Raw genomic sequence first — 19,052 nt, forward strand, 5'->3', positions numbered from 1 at the left:
ATCTATCTCTTCAAATAGCTCAAAAACAAGCATGTTAGTATCTTCTGGCTATGACAAGAAAGATATTGTTAGAAGCAATGAAGTACATGTAGAACAAAGAGAAGATGCTAAAATTTCCCCTATAATTATTAATAAAGCGAGCGCTATACAGTTACAAAAAGACTTAGAAAAATTACAAGATCAAAAGCTAGATATTTCACATCAAATTTCAAGCATCCAAAGCCTAAAAGATCGTAACTCTATGCAAATGCTTCATTACTTAAATTTAGAGCAGTCAGCCATTCAAAATAATATTTTAAGTATTAAAACTCAAATGATAGAAATGGCACAGGCTTAAGACTAAGCCTTACCAATAATAGTTTCTAAAACCAAGCAAAAATCCTCTAAAAAATATCCCATTGATTTATAAAAATTACTAGTTGCGTCTTTTTGTATATCTTTTGAAAGCTGTTTAGCATAAGGCAAGAAAAATGAGACATTAAAAGCTGCAAGAAGCTTCATAGACTCCTTAGATGCTTCGCCTTTTAAAATATTTGCTATTAAAATTAGCTGATTTGAGATGCTATCAACCTCGCCCATCTTTGGCTGAAAATTTATAGCCTTATAAAATTGAGCTAGATCATCTTTTGCAGACGAAAAATAGTAACTTGCCTCAAATTTTGACTTTAAAATGACAAAATCGTCACATAAAGCAGCACTACTTTCATCTTTGATAAATTTGGTATAAAGCTCATTGCCTTTTTTATTTGCTTCGCTATTAGTCTGCGTTATCCACGCATTTGTCTTTTTGATACGCATAAAAGATGAAACATCCAAAATGCCACTAAAATTTGCAGCAAGCGCAGCCGCTACAACGCTATAAAGTTCTCCAAGTTTCAAATTTTAATCCTTAAGTCGTAGATATCTAAGTCTAAGTGCGTTTAAAACGACAGTAACAGAGCTAAGACACATCGCCATTGAGCCATAAACTGGGCTTAAAAGTAGCCCAAAGACAGGGTAGAGCACGCCTGCAGCCACTGGGATACAAATCGCGTTATACATAAACGCCCAAAATAAATTTTCTTTTATGTTTGCCATAGTAGCATTTGCCAGTCTAACTAGCCCGGTCACGCCACGCAAATCATTTTTAACAAGCACGATATCTCCAGCACCTTTTGCTATATCTGAGCCTGAGTTCATAGCGATACCAACACTTGCCTCTTTAAGCGATGGTGAATCATTTACGCCATCTCCAACAAAGATAACGCCACCGTGACTTGCAAGCTCTTTTATCTCATTAAATTTATCTTCAGGCAACATATTTGCGTGATATTTACTCACATTTAGCTTCTTGGCAATACTTGCAACCACCTTCTCATCATCGCCTGAAAGGATCACACTTTGTAAATTTAGACTACTAAGCTCGTTTATAACATCGCTTGCTTCGTCTTTTAGCTCATCACTAAGCGTTAAAAAACCAACAAATTTTTTATTTATAGCACAAAGTATGACGCCACTTCCATCGTTTGTGGCCTCTTTTATAGCGTTACTTTCATCCGGATTTAAACTTACTTCATTTGCCAAAAGCAGCTTTTCGTTTCCGATTATTATCTGATTATTCTCATCCTCATAGATGATGCCTTGCCCGACAACATTTTGAAATTTTCCATTTAGCTTTTGTAAATCTATACATTTTTGCTTTGCATATCTAACGATAGCTTTTGAGATGAGATGCTCACTTAAATTTTCAGCAGAAGCGATAAGAGCTAAATCTTGCTCGCTTAAATTTGAGCTTTTGACGCTGATTTGCCCTTTACTAAGTGTGCCTGTTTTGTCAAATGCTACGAATTTAGCATCTTTTATTAGCTCTAAAACTTCTGGATTTTTTACTAAAATTCCAGCTTTTGCACCACGTGCAAGCGAGCTTACGATTGCTATTGGCGTGGCAAGTCCTAGTGCGCATGGGCATGAGATGATAAGCACGCAGATCGCGCTAGAGATCGCATAGGCGAAATTTCCACTAAAAATTATCCATATAAAAAATGTAAGAACTGAGATCGCCACCACACTTGGCACAAAGATGTTTGCTATCTTGTCAGCCAGCCGTCCGATAGGCATCTTTTTAGAGCTAGCGTCGCTTAGTAGGTTTAAAATTTGAGATAGCAAGCTCTCGTAAGAGCTCTTTGTCACCTTGACGCTTATGTAGCCATTTGTGTTTAGAGTGCCGGCAAATACGCCATCTCCCACCTCTTTATAAACTGGCAAGCTCTCTCCTGTAAGCATAGAAGCATCTATCTCAGCGCCACCTTGAACTATCACGCCATCACTTGGGATGTTGTAGCCATTTTTTACGATGACGATGTCGCCTACTTTTAGCTCATTTACATTTACCTCTTTACTATGTCCATCTGGCATGACCAAAAAGGCGGTCTTTGGCGAAATTTTAAGTAGCGTCTTTAGGTAGTCGCCTGCCTTTGCCTTTGAGCGCTCTTCAAGATACTTACCTAGCAAAACAAAGGCTATTATCATCGCTGCGCCCGAGACATAGACATTTTTTAGATCATCTGGGATGAAATCTGAAAAGATCACAACAAAAAGCGAGTATAAAAATGCACTGCCGCTTCCAAGAGCTACAAGCACGTTCATATCGTAGTTTTTGTTTTTAACAGCCTCTATGGCGTGAGCAAAGAAGTCTTTGCCACTAAAAGCTAGCACCAAAAAGCCAAGCGCTAAAATGGCTAAATTTACAACCACGCTAGGCCTTACAAACATCTCAAGCGCCATGATGACCATGCTCGCTAGAAATGCAAATATAAATTTATTTCTGATCGCAGTTATATGCTCGTCTCTTTTGGCTTCAAATTCATCAATATTTGTCGCCACAAAGTAGCCAAGCTTTTTTATCTTTTGCTCTAAAACTTCACGCACGCTAGCGTCTTTTAGGATAAATTCGCCGCTTGCATTTGCAAAATTTACATTTGCTTCAAGCACCCCATCTATCTTTTTAGAAACTTTCTCGATAGCGTTTGAGCAATTTACGCAGCTCATTCCCGCTATATTTAGCTTGACTTTTAAAGGCATATCAAAGCTCCTTTATAACGTCAAATCCAAGATCAGCCATTTCAGACTTAAATTTCTCAACATCGCCATCTTTTATATCAAGACTAACTTGTCTTGGCTCTTTGCTAAGATCAACTTCTATCTTGCCAAAGTCATCTTCAAGTGCGTTTTTTATAGTGTTTGCGCAGTTTTGGCAGTGGATATTGTTTGCTTCAAATGTTTTCATATTATCTCCTTTATCATATGGTCGTATTCATGTAAATTTACAATTTTCTTGACATTAAATTTAAAGCCCAAACTCTCGTAAAATTTACGAACTTTTGGCTTATTTGTATCTACTATTAATGAAACCTTTTTATGCCCTAGTTCTTTTGCCTTGACAAATGAATACCTTATGAGCTCTTTTGCAAGCCCTTGGCCTCTAAAATTTTCATCAACAGCGATACTATCTATATAAAACTCATCATCAAAACACTCTTTTTCTACCTGGGCGTCTTTGCCAAGCGCCTTTAAATGCTGCAAAATTTCTATATCAAGTTGTTCCGCGTCGCCACCAAAATATACACACATAGCAGCGATAATTTCCTCGTTATGCTTATAAACAAAGACATTTTTATAGCTTAGTCTATTTGTCTCACTTTTAAAAAAAATTTCTAAAATTTCATCACTTTTAATAGGATCATCGTAGCCACTTAGCTTGTAGGCGATATCCTCCATCGCTAAATTTAGTAGTTTTATGCAGATTTTTGCATCTTGTTTTTGAGCATTTTTTATCATGAGTATGATTATATGCCTTTAGCTTAAATTTTTACCAAATATTATTTTCAAATTTGCAAATTATGCACTTTAACAGGCAAACTAAAAATGTTTTAAAAAAGTATAAAATTTTTTTAGTTATAATCCGTAAAAAATTTATTTAAGGATATTTATGGGACGAGCATTTGAGTACCGAAGAGCGGCAAAAGAAGCTAGATGGGATAAGATGAGCAAGGTATTTCCAAAACTTGCAAAAGCTATAACAGTAGCCGCAAAAGATGGTGGTTGTGATCCAGATATGAACCCTAAACTTCGTGCAGCTATCGCAGCGGCAAAAGCTGAAAATATGCCAAAAGATAACATCGACGCAGCTATAAAAAGAGCAAATGGCAAAGATAGCGCTGATATCAAGACTATCTTTTATGACGGCAAAGCAGCTCACGGCGTGCAGATCATCGTCGAGTGCGCTACTGATAACCCAACAAGAACAGTTGCAAATGTAAAAGCAATATTTAGCAAAAATGGCGGAGAAATTTTGCCAAGTGGCAGCCTTAGCTTTATGTTTACAAGAAAGAGCGTTTTTGAGCTTGAAAAACCAAGTGCAGATATCGAAGAGATCGAGCTTGAACTAATAGATTATGGTCTAAGCGATATCGAGGCTGACGATGAGACGCTATTTGTTTATGGCGATTATGCAAATTTTGGCACACTTCATGAAGGTATCGAAAAACTAAATTTAGTAGTTAAAAAAGCTTCACTTCAATACTTACCAAATCAAACCGTGAATCTAAGCGAAGAGCAAATGCTTGAGGTCGAGAGGCTTCTTGATAAGCTAGAAGACGATGATGACGTTCAAGCAGTTTATACAAATATCGAATAAAAAGGAAATACATGCGTTTTGATGAATTAAAAGTTTATGATATAAATTTAGATGAACTTAAAAAAGATAAATTTGTAGTTTTAGAGACAGACAAAGGCGAGATCAGACTTGAACTTTTTGCCGAAGAAGCTCCACAAGCTGTCGCAAATTTTATCCATTTGATAAAATCAGGCTTTTATAATGGTCTAAATTTTCACAGAGTTATACCAAATTTTGTCATCCAAGGCGGTTGTCCAAATGGTACAGGTACAGGCGGTCCTGGCTGGAGAATAAAATGCGAATGCGACAACCAAAAGGTAAAACACGAGCGCGGTAGCCTAAGCATGGCTCACGCGGGGCGTGATACTGGCGGATCACAGTTTTTCATCTGTCATAGCAAACAACCTCATCTTGATGGCGTGCATACAGTCTTTGGAAAATGCGTTGATGAAGAGAGCCTAAAGGTGCTTGACGCTATAAGACAAGGCGATAAGATCATCTCTGCTAAGATCAGAGAAAGCCTATAAAGGGGAAATTTATGAATAATGCTAAAAAGCAAGGAAATCTTGCTGTAAGATTATTTACCAATCTTGCCTTTTGGGTTGTGATCGGTATTGTTGGTGGCGTTATCGTTGGCATGGTCGCACCTGAGCTTGGTATAGCAAGCAAGCCAGGCATTGATTATTTTATAAAAGCACTTAAAATTTTAATCGGTCCTATTATCTTTTTAACGATCGTTTCAGGTATCGTTGGGCTTGAAAGTTTAAAAGATCTTGGATCTATTGGATTAAAGGCATTTATCTATTTTGAGATAGTTAGCACGCTTGCTCTTGCTGTTGGTATCATCTTTGGCGAGACACTTCGTCCAGGACATGGTATGAATCTTGACTATACTCAGCTTGATGCCTCAAGCGTAGCTAAATTTACATCTCAAGCTGCAAATATGGACGCAAATAGCGGATTTGTAGCACATACACTTCATCTTTTAAGAGGTGCTGTGCCAGTAGATGATATTTTCCCTTACGTGCATATACTTGATCCATTTATAAAATCAAACACACTTCAAGTACTTTTCATGGCTATTATCGTTGCCATCGTACTTTCGCTGCTAGCACATGATAAAAAACAAGCTTGCCTAAAGCCACTTGAATTTATTCAGCACTATGTCTTAAAACTTCTTAGTTGGCTTATGCTCTTTAGCCCAGTGGCTGCATTTTCGGCTATGGCTTATCTAATCGGCAAATTTGGTATCGGAACGCTTCTTGGTATGATGGAGCTTTTGGTTGTTATGGCACTTGCGAGCTGCTTTTTTATCTTTGTCGTGCTTGGCATTATTTGCTATTTTGCAAAAATCAATGTCTTTAAATTTATGCGTTTTATTTCAAAAGAGGTATTGGTAGTCTTTGCGACAAGCTCGAGCGAAACAGCTCTTGCGCCACTTATGCAAAAGCTAGAATCAGCTGGTATAAATAGAGGCGCAGTTGGACTTATCATCCCGACTGGCTACTCATTTAACCTTGACTGCACCAACATCTATCTAAGTCTAAGTGTTATTTTTCTAGCTCAAGCATTTAACATCCCGCTAAGTTTTGAGCATCTAATAAGTATTCTAATCGTACTAATGATCACAAGTAAAGGCGCTGTTGGCGTGACAGGATCAGGCTTTGTTGTACTTGCTGGCACACTAAGCGCACTTCCAAGTACTGGCATACCAGTCGTAACCGTGGCCGTGCTACTTGGCGTTGATAAATTTATGTCAGAGATGCGTGCAGTTGGTAATCTCTGCGGTAACGCTGTTGGTTGCATGATAGTTTCTATCTGGGATAAAAAAGTCGATATGGATAAATTTAGATACGCACTAGATCATCCAGAGGAATTTCACTTCCACTCATAATATAACTTTATAACTATAAGGGCAACTTTGCCCTTATTTTTTCTTTTTACCATAAATTTATACAATCTATCTCCTTCTCAAACCTATAAAAATTTTTAGAAAACAACACAATAAACAATATTTGATAACTGGTTCAAATACAAAAAGAAAAACTAGGGGCTAATTGTAATAGGAAAATTTTATTAGTAACTAATGTATTTGGCAATATCTAATATTTTGTTACTTACTAGAATAAATTTACAAATGTAACACTTGAGATTGGAATTTAGAAGAGAGATACTTTAAATTTAGTCATATCAAAAATATCAACTAAAAAGACTAGCCTTGCAAGAAGCTTTGCAAGGCTATACAAATTAAGCTGTTGGACCAGCTTTCGCGTACTCAACGCCCTCTTTTACATCTTCATAACGTTTGAAATTTTCAACAAACATTTTAGCGAGCTTATCGCGTGAAGCGTTATACTGAGCTGAATTTGCCCATGTGTTTATAGGATTTAGCAGTTTTGTCTCGACACCATCGAGCTCTTTTGGAATGGCAAAGTTAAATTTATCAAAATTTTCAAACTCACATTTTGTGATGCTACCATCAAGGATCGCATTTATGCAAGCACGAGTTGCTTTTATGCTCATACGCTTACCAACGCCGTAAGCACCACCACTCCAGCCTGTATTTACAAGATAGACATTAACGCCGTGTTTATCGATCTTCTCACCAAGCAGTTTTGCATAGACGGTTGGATGAAGTGGCATAAATGGCTCACCAAAGCAAGCGCTAAAAGTAGCGACTGGTTCAGTAATACCGCGCTCTGTACCAGCAACTTTTGCCGTGTAGCCACTTAGAAAATAATACATCGCCTGCTCTTTTGTCAGCTTTGCAACTGGAGGAAGCACACCAAAAGCGTCAGCACTTAAAAAGATGATATTTTTTGGATGGCCAGCGCTTGAGCTTGGCTCGTAGTTGTCGATGTGATAGATCGGATAGCTCACGCGTGTGTTTTCAGTCTTTGAGCCATCTTTATAATCAACCACTCCGTTTTCGTCAGCCACTACGTTTTCAAGTAGCGCGTCACGCCTGATAGCTGCGTAAATTTCTGGCTCGCTACTTGGATCAAGGTTGATACATTTTGCGTAGCAGCCACCCTCAAAGTTAAACACGCCATCATCGTCCCAGCCGTGCTCGTCATCGCCTATTAGTTTGCGTTTTGGATCGGTTGAAAGTGTCGTTTTACCAGTGCCAGATAGACCAAAAAATAGCGCTGTATCGCCCTTCTCGCCTACGTTTGCAGAGCAGTGCATACTCAGCTTGCCCTCAAGTGGCAACCAGTAGTTCATCATAGAAAAAATGCCTTTTTTCATCTCACCACCATACCATGTGCCACCTATTACTGCAACATTTTCCTCAACGTTAAAGATGACAAAAACCTCTGAATGTAGCCCATCAGCCTTGTAGTCCTCATTTTTTGTCTTACAAGCGTTATATACTACAAAATCAGGCTCAAATTTAGCTAGCTCTGCCTCGCTTGGGCGGATGAACATATTTTTTACAAAGTGCACTTGCCACGCTACTTCGGTGACAAAACGGACTGATTTTTGGCTCTTTTTACTAGCTCCACAAAATGCGTCTTGGATGAAAATTTCCTTGCCACTTAGCTGCTCTTTTGCTTTTTTAAGAAGCTTGTCAAAAAGCTCTTTTGTGATAGGCTGATTTATCTTACCCCAAGCGATATACTTCTGACTCGGATCTTGTTTTACAAAGTACTTATCTTTTGGGCTTCTTCCAGTAAAAATTCCCGTATCAACCATAAATGTGCCGTTGCTTGAGACTCTGCCCTCATTGTTTGCCTTTTCAAGCTCAAAAAGCTCGTCATAGCTTAGATTGTAATTTATCTTTTTGATCTCTTTTAGACCTAGCTCGTCTAGTTTATTTATCATGTTGTTTCCTTTTAAAATTTTCATTTCTTTATAAATTCTGACCTAAAAGTCATCAAAATATTAATCAAATTTCGCTTAACACTCTCTTTTTAAAATGGGCAAATTTATTTAAATTTAGCCACTACTTGATTGTTCGCGACGCTTTGACCTTTGCTAACCTCAATAGAGCCTATCACACCATCTTTTGGGGCTTTGACCTCTATCTCCATCTTCATTGCTTCAAGCACGACTACAGCTTGCCCTTTTTTGACTTGATCGCCAGGACTTACTAAAATTTTATGCACAGCACCCGGTAAGCTAGCAACGATATCATTTGCTGTTGCGCCTGCTGCTACACTTTTGGTATTTTTTACGCTCTTGCCTTCAACTTCAGTGATCGATTTTACTTGGATACTATCGTTAAAGCCTTCGCTCACTTCGACATTGTAGCGGCTACCATTTACGACGACACTATATCTGCCACTTTGAGTTTGTCTGCATTCATTTGCCTTAGCGTTTGGATCGATTTTTCTTACATTTACTTTAGCTTCACCTTTTAAAAATGCGATGCCTTTTTCTTTACAAGCTGCTGCTATAAATATATTTTCTTCGGTAGTTTTTATATTGTTTTGCTTTAGAATTTCTTTTACATGAGCAAGCGACTTGCTCTCATCTTTATCAGCTATATCAACTGCGTGTTTTGTAGTTGGTTTTAAGCCTAGTTGCTCGCTAGCAAGCTTGATGATCTCTTTATCAGGCGTAACTGGGGTTTTGCCAAAGTAGCCAAGCACCATTTTGCCGTATCCCTCGGCAATCTTCTTCCACTTGCCAAACATTACATTATTAAACGCTTGTTGGAAATAAAACTGACTAACCGGGGTCACTGAAGTACCGTATCCACCCTTTTGCACCACCTCGCGCATCGCAAGGATGACCTCTGGGAATTTATCTAAGATATTATTATCTCTCATCATCTGGGTATTTGCAGTGAGTGCGCCACCAGGCATCGGCGAAAATGGTATTAGAGGGCTTACTTGCACAGCTTCAGGCGGCAAGAAATACTCTTTTAAACAATCATTCAAAACGCTTTCGTATTTTAAAATTTTCTCCACATCAAGTCCGCCAAGATCATAATTTTTGCCTTTTACTGCGTGAAGCATGGTTAGGATATCTGGCTGACTTGTACCGCCACTTACTGGGCTTGCAGCTAGATCTATGCCATCAACGCCAGCTTCAAGCGCTGCAAGATAGCAAGCGACACTTACACCTGCAGTTTCATGTGTATGAAGTCTGATGTGAGTTTTTTCTGGGAGTAGCTTTCTAGCCATTTTTATGGTTTCATAAACCTTTTGCGGGCTGCTTGTGCCACTTGCATCTTTAAAGCAAACGCTGTGATATGGGATATTTGCATCTAAAATTTCTCTTAAAATTTTCTCATAAAATTTAACATCATGAGCTCCCACACAGCCACTAGGCAAATCCATCATAGTAACTACAACTTCGTGTTTTAGTCCGTGATGAGCGATCCTCTCGCCTGAATATTTTAAATTTTCAACGTCATTTAGTGCGTCAAAATTTCTGATGGTGGTGGTTCCATGTTTTTTGAAAAGTTTTGCGTGAAGGTCGATTAGCTCACGGCTGCCAGTATCAAGTGTGACGGTATTTACGCCCCTGCTTAGGGTTTGAAGATTTGCTTTTGGTCCTACGATGCTTCTAAATTTATCCATCATCGCAAAAGCATCTTCATTTAGGTAAAAATAAAGGCTTTGAAATCTAGCCCCACCGCCAAATTCAAAATGCTCTATGCCAGCCTCTTTGGCTGCTTCAAGCGCAGGCAAAAAGTCATTCATAAGCACTCTAGCGCCATAAACTGACTGAAAGCCATCTCTAAAGGTCGTATCCATAACATCGATAAATTTCTTCGCCATCACCCACCTCATTAATTTTATAAATTTATTTAAAGAATTCATAGAAAATGGCTAAATTGGTTAGAAACTCAAATTAGCCATTTTGCTTGTTTTTTGGTATTTTACAACCAAAAACTTTTATATCATTTAAAAAGCGAGAGTAAGAAGTTTAATAATCCGCCGTGGCTCGCATCAAGCATTGGCTTTAATTCCATTAGAAAGACGCAGAAAAATACAAGTACAGCAAGCTGAATAAAAATATAAGGCACAACACCTTTATAAATAGCAGTCGTTTTTATCTCAGCTGGTGCGACTGATCTTAGGAAAAATAAGCTAAAACCAAATGGTGGTGTTAGGAACGAAGTTTGCAAATTCATCGCAACTAAGATTGCTAGATAAATTGGATTTATACCAAGCTTTGCGGCTATTGGCACCAAGATAGGAAGCACAATGTATGAAATTTCAACAAAGTCTATAAAAAAGCCAAGCACAAAGATGACAACCATACTAAAAATGATAAAGCCCCACTTCTCGCCTGGTAAATTTGTCATAAATTTTTCAACAATCTCATCGCCACCAGTATAACTAAATACCATAGAAAAGGCTGTCGCACCAACAAGTATGGCAAAGACTAGAGCTGTAGTTTTTACGCTTTCTGCCAATGCCTCTTTTATCATAGAAAATGAAAATGTCCTATAAAAAATAGCTAAAATAATGGCTCCAACGCAGCCAAAAGCTGAGCTTTCAGTCGGTGTAGCGATACCTGCAAATATAGAACCCAACACGCAAATAACTAGTAAAAGCGGCGGAAAGATAGCGATTAGTGCTCTAATAATCTGCTTAAATTTACTAACACCGCTCTCATCTTTTACTACTGGTGCTGTATCTGGTTTCAAATAAGCAACAATCAAAATATAAATGATATAAACTGCTACTAGCGTGAGTCCTGGGATGATGGCTTGATGAAAAAGCTCACCAACTGGCACTGAAAATATATCACCCAAAATAATCAGCACGATAGAAGGTGGAATGATCTGTCCAAGCGTACCAGCAGCACATATAGTGCCACAACCTAGCGCTTGGTCGTATTTATACTTTAACATAACAGGCAAGCTTATAACGCCCATTGCAACGACACTTGCACCAACAACACCAGTTGAAGCTGCAAGAAGTGCTCCAACCAAGATAGTGCTAATAGCAATACCTCCACGAATTTCTCCAAAAAGCATGCCCATGCTCTCAAGTAACCTCTCAGCTAGTTTTGACTTTTGAAGCACAACGCCCATAAAGACAAAAAGTGGAACTGCTATAAAAATTCTACTCTCCATTATAGAGAAAATTCTATAAGGCATGAAGTTAAACATATCTTTGAAAACTTCGATACTTCCAAGCAGCCCATCTCCGTCCCCAATGCTCTCAACAATACTACCAATCATGCCAAATATCATCGAAACCGCACCAAAGGTAAAGGCTACTGGAAAACCAATGCCTAGCATCAAAAGTGCGGCTATAAACATTATCAAACCAGCCATTATTCCCCCTTTTTAGCTTTTTTGTAAAGATTAAAATTTCTTATAAAAAAGCCAATCGCAAAAAATACAAGTAGATAAAAAGAAAAAGGAATAAGTGCTTTTATGATCCATCTGTGAGTAAGACCGCCTGGATCCGCACTAGCTTCAGCTGAAGTATAAGCATCACTCACAAATTCAAATGATAAATTTGAAACTAAAAGTGCAAATGGAATTACAAAAATAACAGTTCCTATCATATTTACAAGAGCTTTATTTTTTGGTGAAAATTTAGCATAAAAGATATCAACTCTAACGTGCGCATCTTCTTTTAATGCATAGCTCATGCCAAGCAAAAATATCACAGCAAAAAAATGCCACTCAAGCTCCTGGAATGCGACGTTTCCATAAGAGAAAAAATATCTTGCCACAACGTTAAAAAAGACGTCTATTATCATCAAAGCCATAATAAACATGCAAATATAGCCGACTATATCGCCGACCTTATCAAAAAATTTCTCAACTTTTTGCATAAACAACCCTTAAAAAAACAATTTATTTATCATGATGATAAAGACGCAAACTGGCGCCACATATCTTAATAAAAAATACCACGCACTAAATACAAAGTCGCTCATATATGGACTAAATAGCACATAAAGTGCTTCTCTTTTCATAAAATATCCAACAAATATCGCTCCACCTATGCCACTAATTGGAAGCAGAACATTTGAAGCGGTAAAGTCAAGAAAATCAAAGAAATTTTTACCAAAGAGCATAAATTTGTCGCCAACATTTTCTATATTTGATAAAAGACATAAAAATCCTAAAACAAAAACACCGGCTCCAACTATGCTAAGAGCTTTTATCCTGCTAATGCCATACTCTCTGATCAAGAAAAATACAAACGGCTCTACGATAGAGATAGCTGAAGTAATGCCAGCAAAGATAAGTGCAGCAAAAAATGCTACAGCTAAAATTTGACCTATCACACCAAGCTTAGCAAAGAGCGTTGGAAGCGAGATAAAGACAAGTCCTGGTCCTTGAGACGGCTCTGCGCCAAATTCAAATATAAATGTAAAGATAACAAGACCCATCATAATGGCTAGGACGATGTTTATAAAAACGATACTTAGCGTAGAAGTAGCTAAATTTGTATCATCACTTAAGCTAGCTGAATATGTAATGATAGCTGCCATACCAAGAGATAGTGTCCAAAAAGCAAGCCCAAGAGCAAGCAAGAGCGAGTTAAATGAAATTTTACTAAAATCAGGAACAAGTAAAAACTCAGCCGATTTTGTAAAGCCATTCATTGTCATAGAAAAGATAAGCATGATTAAAACCATGATAAATAGGCTTGGCATCATCCAAACATTTAGCTTTTCAATGCCACTTTTCACACCTTTTGAAAGGATAAAAAAGCAAGCTACAAATGCAATAACAAAATAAAGCGTCTGCTCGCCAAGACCATGTGTAAGAAGCTCATTAAATATTACTTTTGAACTTTCTATATCGTTTGGAAGACCGGTAAAAGATAGGGTGAAATACTTAAAGACCCAGCCGATGATTACAATATAATAAGATGAGATTATAGCTGCGGTTACCATAGCTAAAATTCCAACTAGCTGCCATAAATTTTTATTTTTATTTGCCAACTTTCTAAAGGCATTTACACTATCGCTTTCGCTAAGCTTGCCAATACTAAGCTCTGCCATAAAGATAGGTATGCCAACTAAAAACGTTATCAAAAGATATAAAATAACAAATGCTGATCCACCATTTTCACCGACCATATATGGAAATTTCCACGCATTGCCAAGTCCAACAGCTGACCCTGCAACTGCTAAAACATAACCTATTTTAGAAAACTGTTCTTTTGCCATTATGCAATCTCCCTTAATAACACCACAAAAACTAGAACTGGTGCCACAAACCTTATTAAAAAATACCAAATTTTAAAAACAATCTCACCCATATAAGGCAAAAATAGCTCTTTTAAAAGCTCAAATTTCATAAAGTACCCAACAAAAATGGCAAATATAATGCCACCAAGCGGGAGCATAATGTTTGAGCTAAGATAATCAAGCAAATCAAAGAAGCTCTTACCAAAAAATGTAAGTGCTTCTTTAAAATCGCTAATACCGCTTAACGCACATAAAATTCCCAAAAGATAAACTACGGCACCGACAATGATAATTGATCTATTTCTACTAAGTCCCAAGCTTTTATTTAAGAAAAATATAAACGGTTCAACTAGCGAAATAACTGATGTTATACCAGCAAAAAATAAAGATGTAAAAAATGCAAAAGCCAAGAAATTTCCAAGCAAACCAAGCTTTGCAAAAAGCGTTGGAAGCGAGATAAATGCTAACCCTGCACCCTTTGATGGCTCTGAGCCAAATTCATAGGTGAATGTAAAAACTATAAGCCCTATAATTACGCTAATAATTATATTTGCAAAGACTACATAAAGCGATGAAGTAAATAAATTTGTATCATTGCCTAGGCTTGATGAGTAAGTTAAAATGCAGCCAATGCCAATACACATTGTAAAAAAAGCTAACCCAAGAGCATTTAAGATAGCGCTTTGATCTATCTTTGAAAAATCAGGCACAAGTAAAAATTTAGCCGCCTCATCAAATCCATTCATGCCAAAAGAGTAGCCAAGCATAAGCAAAAGTAAAATAAAAAGTGCTGGAATAAGATATACATTTATACGTTCTATTCCACTTTTTATACCTTTTGTAAGTATAAAAAAGTAGGCAAAAAAAGCGATACTAAAATACAAAATTTGCTCCTCTATGCCCTTTGAAGTAAAATTTACAAAAAGCGCTTCTGAGCTTGCCATATCTTTTGGAAGCTCACCGAGACTTAAGATAACGTATTTTAAAACCCAACCGATAATGAGCGTATAAAAAGATGCGATAAATAACCCTGTCACCATCACAACACCAGCAAATTTCCAAGAATTTGCCCCCTTTGTAGCTAGACTCTTAAATGCTCCAACCGTGTCAAGGCGTGAAATTTTACCCATTGCCATCTCAGCAAAAAATATACTAAGTCCAACAACAAAAGCAAAAAGTAGATATATAAGAATAAATGCTGAACCGCCGTTACTACCGACCATATATGGAAATTTCCATGCATTACCAAGACCAATAGCCGCTCCAATGATAGAAAGAACAAAACCAACTTTACTAAATCTATCCATCATTTACCTGCTATTTGATAGATCATGATGGCGCAAATTGCGATTGGTACGATGTATCTTAAAGCAAAATACCAAATTTCAAAAAATACTTTTTCCATAAATTCGCCAAAGAGTAGATATAGGCTCTCTTTTTTAAGTTTATAGCCAACAAAAAAACTAAAAATTATGGCACCTATTGGCATCATTATATTTGAAGTAAGAAAATCAAGTGCATCAAAGACTGGCTTACCAAATATACTAAAGATATTAGCCGTATGTGCATAATATGAAAAAATACAAAAAAGGCCTAAAATATAGACAAAAATTCCAATATAAACAAGAGCCATTTTGCGTGAAATTTCAAATTTTCTAACCAAATAATAAGCAAATGGTTCAATCATCGAAACAGCACTTGTAACACCAGCAAATAAAAGTGAAACAAAAAATGCGATGGCCATGACATTGCCAACTATCCCAAGCTTTGCAAAAAGTGTAACAAGTGAGATAAAAATAAGCCCTGGGCCACTTGCCGTGCTATCAGCTCCATAAGCAAATATAAACGTAAAGACCACAAGTCCCATCATAATGCCTATTAATATGTTTATAAAGATGATAGAAAGCGTTGATTTTATAAGATTTGTCTGCTCTGGTAAATTTGCAGCGTATGTCGGTATGACGCCAACACCCATAGATAGCGAGAAGAACGCAAGTCCAAGAGCTTGTAAAACAACATCTGGCGTGATCGCGCTAAAATTTGGTACAAATAAAAATTTAGCCGCCTTAACAAAACCATCGCCCATGCTAATTGCATAAAAAAGTATACAAATAAGTAGTATAAAAAGGCCCGGCATCATCCAGATATTTAGCTTTTCAATGCCACTTTTCACACCTTTTGAAACAGCAAAAAATACCATCAAAAAGACCAAGCTAAAGCAAACAATAGCGCTACTTAAATCATTTGATAAAAGCGTATTAAACTGTTGGGCCGCCTCTTCTCTACTGCTCAAAAGTGGCGAAAAACTAAGATAAATGTATTTTAATATCCAGCCAATGACAACCATATAAAATGAAGCAATAAGTATAGCTCCTATCATAAAAAAGCCCGAAAAAGACCATATTTTTTTATGCTTTGGAGCAAGTTTATAAATAGAGCTCACAACGTCGCTTTCGCCAAGCTTGCCGATACTAAGCTCTGCTAAAAACGCCACAAATGCGATAGCAAATGTAAGGAGCAAATATAAAATTATAAATGCTGAACCGCCGTTGTTTCCCACCATTGTAGGGAATTTCCAGGCATTGCCAAGACCAACAGCAGAACCAGCCATCGCAAGAACAAAGCCTATTTTTGAAAATTTTTCATTTATCATTGATTACCTGAGATTAAGAATAAATTAATTTTTTCAAAGATAACATAAAAAAACTTTTATTTTTCTAAGCCAAGAATTTTTTATGGGCAATTTAAATTTTTAGTGTTTTTATTTGAAACAAAGTTTTGTTTTTGTAATATTACGGCACATAAAGTTTAAGTAGGGGACAGATCCGAAAGAGCTTTAAAATTTAAAGGAGCAACGATGAAAAAGATCGTGTTTTTAATTCTTGGTCTTGCTGCATTCGCATTTGGCGCTGACGGCGAGATGATTAGATCATATTCAGTTATCGCTGGTGGTATTGGCCTTGGCCTTGCAGCTCTTGGTGGTGCTATTGGTATGGGTAATACAGCTGCTGCAACAATTAGTGGAACAGCTAGAAACCCAGGTGTTGGTAGCAAACTTATGACTACAATGTTTATCGCTCTTGCGATGATCGAAGCACAAGTTATCTACGCACTAGTTATTACACTTATCGTTCTTTACGCAAACCCAATGCTTGGCTAAGCGTAAAGCTTAAATTTAGCCCCTTTGGGGCTTTTATTCTTTTTGCGATCATGGTGGAATTGGTAGACACGCTATCTTGAGGGGGTAGTGCCGCTAGGTGTGCGAGTTCGAGTCTCGCTGATCGCACCATCTAATCTTACACTTCAAAATCCAAAATCTTACAAAATTTAAAAAAGGGGAATTTATGCTAGATAAAAAGCGTGCTTTAAAACAGCTACAAAACGAAGCAGATGATACAGCTATTTATACACTACTTGAAGCTAGTGAAAAAAACGAAGAAAATAAAAAAATACTTCGTAAATTAATCACTGAGGAAAAACGACATTATGCTTTTTGCCAAAAGATAACAGGTGAGAGCAGAACTGCAAATTTATTCAAAGTCATCTTCTATACGATACTTGTTAAAATTTTTGGTACATCTTTTACTTTAAAATTTATGGAGTCACGTGAAGAAGACGCAGAGCAATTTTATCTTGGTATTGTTGATGAGTATCCTGAAGCTAGAGATATTTATAATGAAGAAGTAAATCATGAAAATAATTTAATCTCTATGCTAAAAGACACGAAACTAGTCAATGCCGGTGGTATCGTTCTTGGTATGAATGACGCATTAGTTGAGCTAACTGGCACGCTAAGTGGCATCGCTCTAGCTTTTTCAAATACAAAATCAGTTGGTGCAACGGGCCTTATCATGGGCATTGCAGCTGCTCTTTCTATGGCAGGGTCAGCCTATCTCGAGTCAAAAGAAAATCCAAGTGACGAGATCAAACCGCTTACCTATTCGCTCTACACAGGTGGTTCGTACATCATAACAACGGCGTTTTTGATACTTCCATTTTTCATCTTTTCAAGTGGTGTTTACGCTGTCTTGTCGATGTTCTTCTTTGCCTTTGTTGCCATTATCACTTACAACTTTTACATAAGCGTGGCAAAAGAGCTTAAATTTTTGCCAAGAGTGATTGAAATGTGTGTGATAACTTTTGGTGTTGCGATCATTTCATTTGGCATTGGCTTTTTAGTCAAGCACTATTTTGGCCTAGATATTTAATACAAAATTTCATACCAAGTGTAGCTATCGTCTCCAAAATTTCCACTAAATAGTGGCTTTAAATTTAGATCAAGTCGTAAATTTTCACCATTTTTGAAATTTGAGCTTTGATAGATAAGTAGCCACTTTACATTCGCTAGCTTGCCATCTTTTGCAAGTTTTAAAAACTCATCAGCTCCTTCAAACATAGTAAGCCCTGTTAAATTAAGCTCTTTTTGAATGCTGACTTTTCTATCTGGCACACTAAAAAGTGGTATCGTCTTATCAAATTTATCACTTCTTGAGTAGATTATAACGTCTGGGTTTTTACCGCTACCCACTAACCTGCTGTCAAGCTTTGGCCGGTCTGTTCGCACAGTGTTGCCACCTATCACCAATGTATCTATGACGCTTCTTAGTTTATGGACGTGCGTACGGCTAAGCTCATTTGTGATGATGCCACCACTTGCCACGCCATTTTTACTAAGGGCGATTTTTAAAAAACTAAATCCACCATTTTGATATGCCAAAAATGGCTCAAGTAGCTTATCGCAGTGCTCTTTTAAAACACCAAATTTTACCCTCATACCAGCACTTTGCAGTAAATTTGCACCACCACTTGCTACCTTATTTTTATCATGACTACCTATTATCACCTCTCTAAAACCAAGCTCTTTTAGCAAATTTGCACAAGGTGGCGTTTTACCATGATGCGAGCAAGGCTCAAGAGTGACGTAGGCTTTTGCATTTTTTAGTAAATTTGAGTGATTATTTAGTAGAAATTCGTAGGTAAATTTTGGCTCTAAAAGGCCAAATTTGCCCTCTTTTATATTAGAAGCAAATTTGGAGTTATACGCCTTTATGAAATCATCTTTAAATTTTTCACTTTTTTTGCAAAGCGCAAAGAGTATCGCTGTGGGTTCAGCGTGTAAATATCCAGCCTTTTCATGAGCCTTACAAGATAAAATTTGTCCATTTTCATCAATAATAAGACATCCAACGGCTGGATTTGGATAGGTCAGGATCTGAAATTTCCAAGCCTCGCTTAAAGCAAGATCCATGTAAAATTCGTCATTCATCTTAGCAGA

At 37.3% G+C, this 19,052-nt stretch carries 18 protein-coding genes and 1 tRNA gene; 7 read left to right on the top strand and 12 right to left on the bottom strand.

Going from position 1 to position 19,052, the window contains the following annotated elements:
- Positions 1-337 (top strand): hypothetical protein (locus CYP54_RS03635; protein WP_103604240.1); only part of this gene is annotated, 337 nt, incomplete at its 5' end.
- Positions 338-339: 2 nt separating this feature from the next.
- On the opposite strand, the gene CYP54_RS03640 is transcribed toward CYP54_RS03635, so the two are convergent.
- The 4 genes from CYP54_RS03640 to CYP54_RS03655 are packed head-to-tail and all read right to left on the bottom strand — an operon-like array spanning position 340 to position 3,816.
- The gene (locus tag CYP54_RS03640; RefSeq protein ID WP_103604241.1) at positions 340-879 is read right to left on the bottom strand and encodes an oxidoreductase; all 540 of its coding nucleotides are present in this window, start codon (positions 877-879) and stop codon (positions 340-342) included.
- A gap of 3 nt (positions 880-882) precedes the next feature.
- Positions 883-3,060 (bottom strand): heavy metal translocating P-type ATPase, encoded by a 2,178-nt coding sequence (locus tag CYP54_RS03645; protein WP_103604242.1) that lies wholly within the window; start codon positions 3,058-3,060, stop codon positions 883-885.
- A 1-nt stretch (position 3,061) separates the two neighbouring features.
- On the bottom strand, positions 3,062-3,265 hold the full coding sequence (locus tag CYP54_RS03650) for a heavy-metal-associated domain-containing protein (protein WP_103580431.1): 204 nt from the start codon (positions 3,263-3,265) through the stop codon (positions 3,062-3,064).
- Positions 3,262-3,816: a GNAT family N-acetyltransferase gene (locus CYP54_RS03655; protein WP_103582452.1), complete on the bottom strand. Its 555-nt coding sequence runs from the start codon at positions 3,814-3,816 to the stop codon at positions 3,262-3,264. Before CYP54_RS03655 ends, CYP54_RS03650 begins: the two co-directional genes overlap by 4 nt.
- A gap of 151 nt (positions 3,817-3,967) precedes the next feature.
- On the opposite strand from CYP54_RS03655, the gene CYP54_RS03660 reads away from it, so the two are divergent.
- The 3 genes from CYP54_RS03660 to CYP54_RS03670 are packed head-to-tail and all read left to right on the top strand — an operon-like array spanning position 3,968 to position 6,548.
- Positions 3,968-4,675: a YebC/PmpR family DNA-binding transcriptional regulator gene (locus tag CYP54_RS03660; RefSeq protein WP_021090734.1), complete on the top strand. Its 708-nt coding sequence runs from the start codon at positions 3,968-3,970 to the stop codon at positions 4,673-4,675.
- Positions 4,676-4,686: 11 nt separating this feature from the next.
- Entirely contained in the window at positions 4,687-5,181 is a 495-nt protein-coding gene (locus CYP54_RS03665; protein WP_103576885.1) for a peptidylprolyl isomerase, read from the top strand.
- Between the two features lie 11 nt (positions 5,182-5,192).
- Positions 5,193-6,548: a cation:dicarboxylate symporter family transporter gene (locus CYP54_RS03670; protein WP_103604243.1), complete on the top strand. Its 1,356-nt coding sequence runs from the start codon at positions 5,193-5,195 to the stop codon at positions 6,546-6,548.
- A gap of 353 nt (positions 6,549-6,901) precedes the next feature.
- On the opposite strand, the gene pckA is transcribed toward CYP54_RS03670, so the two are convergent.
- The 7 genes from pckA to CYP54_RS03705 form a co-directional block, all read right to left on the bottom strand.
- Positions 6,902-8,476, bottom strand: coding sequence for a phosphoenolpyruvate carboxykinase (ATP) (pckA, locus tag CYP54_RS03675; protein WP_181001517.1), 1,575 nt, complete (start codon positions 8,474-8,476; stop codon positions 6,902-6,904).
- A 107-nt stretch (positions 8,477-8,583) separates the two neighbouring features.
- Entirely contained in the window at positions 8,584-10,386 is a 1,803-nt protein-coding gene (locus tag CYP54_RS03680) for a biotin/lipoyl-containing protein (protein ID WP_103604245.1), read from the bottom strand.
- A 122-nt stretch (positions 10,387-10,508) separates the two neighbouring features.
- The gene (locus CYP54_RS03685) at positions 10,509-11,897 is read right to left on the bottom strand and encodes a TRAP transporter large permease (protein ID WP_072594708.1); all 1,389 of its coding nucleotides are present in this window, start codon (positions 11,895-11,897) and stop codon (positions 10,509-10,511) included.
- Entirely contained in the window at positions 11,897-12,406 is a 510-nt protein-coding gene (locus CYP54_RS03690) for a TRAP transporter small permease subunit (RefSeq protein ID WP_021090735.1), read from the bottom strand. The genes CYP54_RS03685 and CYP54_RS03690 overlap by 1 nt, the downstream gene beginning before the upstream one ends.
- Positions 12,407-12,415: 9 nt before the next feature.
- The gene (locus CYP54_RS03695; protein ID WP_021090462.1) at positions 12,416-13,756 is read right to left on the bottom strand and encodes a sodium-dependent transporter; all 1,341 of its coding nucleotides are present in this window, start codon (positions 13,754-13,756) and stop codon (positions 12,416-12,418) included.
- Positions 13,756-15,087 carry a sodium-dependent transporter gene (locus CYP54_RS03700; protein WP_103604246.1) on the bottom strand — a complete coding sequence of 444 codons (1,332 nt, stop codon included), beginning with the start codon at positions 15,085-15,087 and terminating at the stop codon, positions 13,756-13,758. Before CYP54_RS03700 ends, CYP54_RS03695 begins: the two co-directional genes overlap by 1 nt.
- Complete coding sequence (locus CYP54_RS03705; RefSeq protein ID WP_103604247.1) at positions 15,084-16,430, bottom strand: sodium-dependent transporter; 1,347 nt, start codon at positions 16,428-16,430, stop codon at positions 15,084-15,086. Before CYP54_RS03705 ends, CYP54_RS03700 begins: the two co-directional genes overlap by 4 nt.
- Before the next feature lie 204 nt (positions 16,431-16,634).
- Here CYP54_RS03705 and CYP54_RS03710 point away from each other — a divergent pair, with 204 nt between their 5' ends.
- From CYP54_RS03710 to CYP54_RS03720, 3 genes are all read left to right on the top strand, one after another.
- Positions 16,635-16,937 (top strand): F0F1 ATP synthase subunit C, encoded by a 303-nt coding sequence (locus CYP54_RS03710; protein WP_004317263.1) that lies wholly within the window; start codon positions 16,635-16,637, stop codon positions 16,935-16,937.
- A 44-nt stretch (positions 16,938-16,981) separates the two neighbouring features.
- Positions 16,982-17,066 (top strand) — tRNA-Leu (locus tag CYP54_RS03715).
- A gap of 55 nt (positions 17,067-17,121) precedes the next feature.
- Complete coding sequence (locus tag CYP54_RS03720; protein WP_103604248.1) at positions 17,122-17,985, top strand: VIT1/CCC1 transporter family protein; 864 nt, start codon at positions 17,122-17,124, stop codon at positions 17,983-17,985.
- Here CYP54_RS03720 and ribD read toward each other — a convergent pair.
- A complete protein-coding gene (gene ribD / locus CYP54_RS03725) occupies positions 17,982-19,043 on the bottom strand; it encodes a bifunctional diaminohydroxyphosphoribosylaminopyrimidine deaminase/5-amino-6-(5-phosphoribosylamino)uracil reductase RibD (protein ID WP_103604249.1) in 1,062 nt (353 codons plus the stop codon). The two genes, CYP54_RS03720 and ribD, sit on opposite strands and share 4 nt — an antisense overlap.
- Positions 19,044-19,052: the final 9 nt, after the last annotated feature.

The organism is Campylobacter concisus, assembly GCF_002914005.1.
Taxonomy (GTDB): Bacteria; Campylobacterota; Campylobacteria; order Campylobacterales; family Campylobacteraceae; genus Campylobacter_A; species Campylobacter_A concisus_N.

Excerpts from the sequence above, each read along its gene's own strand:
- CYP54_RS03665 (WP_103576885.1), top strand. The coding sequence starts at position 4,687 with ATGCGTTTTGATGAATTAAAAGTTTATGATATAAATTTAGATGAACTT.
- CYP54_RS03660 (WP_021090734.1), top strand. The coding sequence starts at position 3,968 with ATGGGACGAGCATTTGAGTACCGAAGAGCGGCAAAAGAAGCTAGATGG.
- CYP54_RS03695 (WP_021090462.1), bottom strand. The coding sequence starts at position 13,756 with ATGGCAAAAGAACAGTTTTCTAAAATAGGTTATGTTTTAGCAGTTGCA.
- CYP54_RS03700 (WP_103604246.1), bottom strand. The coding sequence starts at position 15,087 with ATGATGGATAGATTTAGTAAAGTTGGTTTTGTTCTTTCTATCATTGGA.
- CYP54_RS03690 (WP_021090735.1), bottom strand. The coding sequence starts at position 12,406 with ATGCAAAAAGTTGAGAAATTTTTTGATAAGGTCGGCGATATAGTCGGC.
- CYP54_RS03645 (WP_103604242.1), bottom strand. The coding sequence starts at position 3,060 with ATGCCTTTAAAAGTCAAGCTAAATATAGCGGGAATGAGCTGCGTAAAT.
- CYP54_RS03720 (WP_103604248.1), top strand. The coding sequence starts at position 17,122 with ATGCTAGATAAAAAGCGTGCTTTAAAACAGCTACAAAACGAAGCAGAT.
- CYP54_RS03685 (WP_072594708.1), bottom strand. The coding sequence starts at position 11,897 with ATGGCTGGTTTGATAATGTTTATAGCCGCACTTTTGATGCTAGGCATT.
- ribD (WP_103604249.1), bottom strand. The coding sequence starts at position 19,043 with ATGAATGACGAATTTTACATGGATCTTGCTTTAAGCGAGGCTTGGAAA.
- CYP54_RS03680 (WP_103604245.1), bottom strand. The coding sequence starts at position 10,386 with ATGGCGAAGAAATTTATCGATGTTATGGATACGACCTTTAGAGATGGC.
- CYP54_RS03705 (WP_103604247.1), bottom strand. The coding sequence starts at position 16,430 with ATGATAAATGAAAAATTTTCAAAAATAGGCTTTGTTCTTGCGATGGCT.
- CYP54_RS03650 (WP_103580431.1), bottom strand. The coding sequence starts at position 3,265 with ATGAAAACATTTGAAGCAAACAATATCCACTGCCAAAACTGCGCAAAC.
- CYP54_RS03655 (WP_103582452.1), bottom strand. The coding sequence starts at position 3,816 with ATGATAAAAAATGCTCAAAAACAAGATGCAAAAATCTGCATAAAACTA.
- CYP54_RS03710 (WP_004317263.1), top strand. The coding sequence starts at position 16,635 with ATGAAAAAGATCGTGTTTTTAATTCTTGGTCTTGCTGCATTCGCATTT.
- CYP54_RS03670 (WP_103604243.1), top strand. The coding sequence starts at position 5,193 with ATGAATAATGCTAAAAAGCAAGGAAATCTTGCTGTAAGATTATTTACC.